Annotated in this window: 1 protein-coding gene; it reads left to right on the forward strand. The window is 75.2% G+C overall.

Translation table 11 applies throughout. The annotated features are described in order from the left end of the window. The first annotated feature begins 176 nt into the window (after positions 1–176). The gene (locus ACFV4N_RS43240) at positions 177–1,913 is read left to right on the forward strand and encodes a hypothetical protein (RefSeq protein WP_499678507.1); all 1,737 of its coding nucleotides are present in this window, start codon (positions 177–179) and stop codon (positions 1,911–1,913) included. Positions 1,914–2,005: the final 92 nt, after the last annotated feature.

A 2,005-nucleotide genomic window follows, 5' to 3' on the forward strand; every position in this document is an offset into this window, starting at 1 on the left:
GTTCCGTCGGCGACGGACCTTCGGGGCGCCCGCGCGGTGCGCGCCCCGCGTCCCGGCGCGCGGGTGAGGCCCGCGACGGGCGATCGGCCACGGGCGTGGTGATGTGCCGAAAGCCGTGACACGGCAGCGGTGGAGCGAGATCATGTCTGCTCTCGCTCGCTCGTGTGGGGGTGCACATGCCCGGAGATCCGATCGGCCGCCTGCGTGACGACCCGTTTACCCTGCACGGCAGGCACCGGGCAGTCGCGCTGGTGCGGGAGTTCACGACCAGGCCGGAGCCGCAGGGCCTGCCGACCACGCGCCGCACGCCCATCGTCATCTTCACCGGGCCCAAGGGGTGCGGGCGCAGCGCGCTGCTGGACTCACTGGAGGGCCGACTGCGGGGCAGGCTGCCCCACGCGCGCGTCAACTGCGGCGAGCTGGCGGGGAACGCCGCCTGGGAGGTGCTCCCGCGGCTGGCGTTCGACCTCAACCGCAACGCCGCCGGGTACCGCTCGATCCCGTTCCCCCGCTTCGTCACCGCCCAGGTCGCCATGGCGGCGCAGATCGACACCCTCGTGGGCCACGCCGCCCGATTACGCATCCGGCAGGAGCTGGAGCAGGCCCGTCGCATCGACCGGCTGCGGGCGTTCCTGTCCACCCTGGGGCAGAACGTGGCCAACACGGTGCCGGGGGTCGGCGGCGTGCCGGGGGTCGGCGCCGCCGTGGAGTACGCGCCGAACCTCCTGCTGGACGGCCTGGTGTCGTGGCGGCACGGGCGCCGCGTGGTGCTGGGCGAGGGGCTGGAGTGGTACGGCTCCGACGACAAGGCCTACGACGAGCTGGCCCGGCTCAACCAGCTCACCGGCGACGGCGCCAGCGAGGCCGACCGCAAGGAGGCCACCGAGCTGCTGTGGGCGGCGTTCCTGGCCGACCTGCGGGCCGCGTTCGGCCGGGGCCGCGGCGCGCGCAGGTGGTCGCTGAACTGCGTGCTGCTGCTGGACGACGTGGACACCAAGGCCGGTCGCCTGCTCTACCGGGCGCTGGCCGACGCCCGCCGAGGCGGGCTCGACCCGCTGACCGTGGTCGCCACCAGCACGGGCGCCGTGGCGCGGCACGCGGACCCGAACGGCGAGTTCCCGTTCGCCGAGGAGGCGAACTACGACGACTACGCGGCCCGCAGGCAGGGCGAGTACGAGAGCGACTCCTACCCGGTGGCGCTGCGCGACCTGACCCTGGACGAGGTCAAGGACATGGTGGCCGACGTGGCCGGGTCGCGGCTCAACGCGCACCGCGCGGTCGCCGCCGAGGTGTACCGCTTCACCAGGGGCCACCCCGCCGCCACCGCCGTGGTCGTCAAGGCCGTCGGCGATTACGCGGGCAGCGGGACCCCGGTGAAGCGGCTGCTGGACAAGCAGTGGCGCGGCCCGGTCGACAAGGACCCGGTGACCGTCGAGGAGCGGCTGCGCCGCGAGCTGCTGGGCCCGATGCCGGAGAGGGCGTCGGCCGTCCTGGAGGCGTGCGCCGCCGCGCGGGACGTCGAGCAGGCCGACGAGCTGACGGGCAGCGGCCTGACCACGTCCACGCGCCGCACGGGTCTGGTGCCCGACGAGCTCCAGGTCCGCGCGCCCGACCCGGTGCCGCGGCCCGGCGACCGGGCGCCTGACGACCCGGAGGGGACCGACGCGCGGCGCGCGGTCATGCTGCCCGCGCTGCGGCACCTGCTGCTGCGCCGCCTCGCCGCCGACCCCGCGCGGTGGACCGCGGCGCACACCTGGCTGCGCGACCGCGGCCGGGAGTCCGAGCGCCACTACCACGCGCTGGCGCTGCGGGACGTGGACGCGGTGGTGCGGTGGCTGGAGGAGCTGCTGCCCGACTCCCGGGCGTGGCTCGCCGCGCTCGACGCGGTGATGGCGGAGGGGGTCGTCTACTAGAACTACGAGGGCGACCCCGTGATGGAGCTGTCCGGCGAGGGCGTCACGGATCCGGGCGGCGAGTGCGTCGGCGTGTCGCTTATCGCCATCTC

It is taken from the genome of Actinosynnema sp. NPDC059797, assembly GCF_042732085.1.
Lineage (GTDB): Bacteria > Actinomycetota > Actinomycetes > Mycobacteriales > Pseudonocardiaceae > Actinosynnema.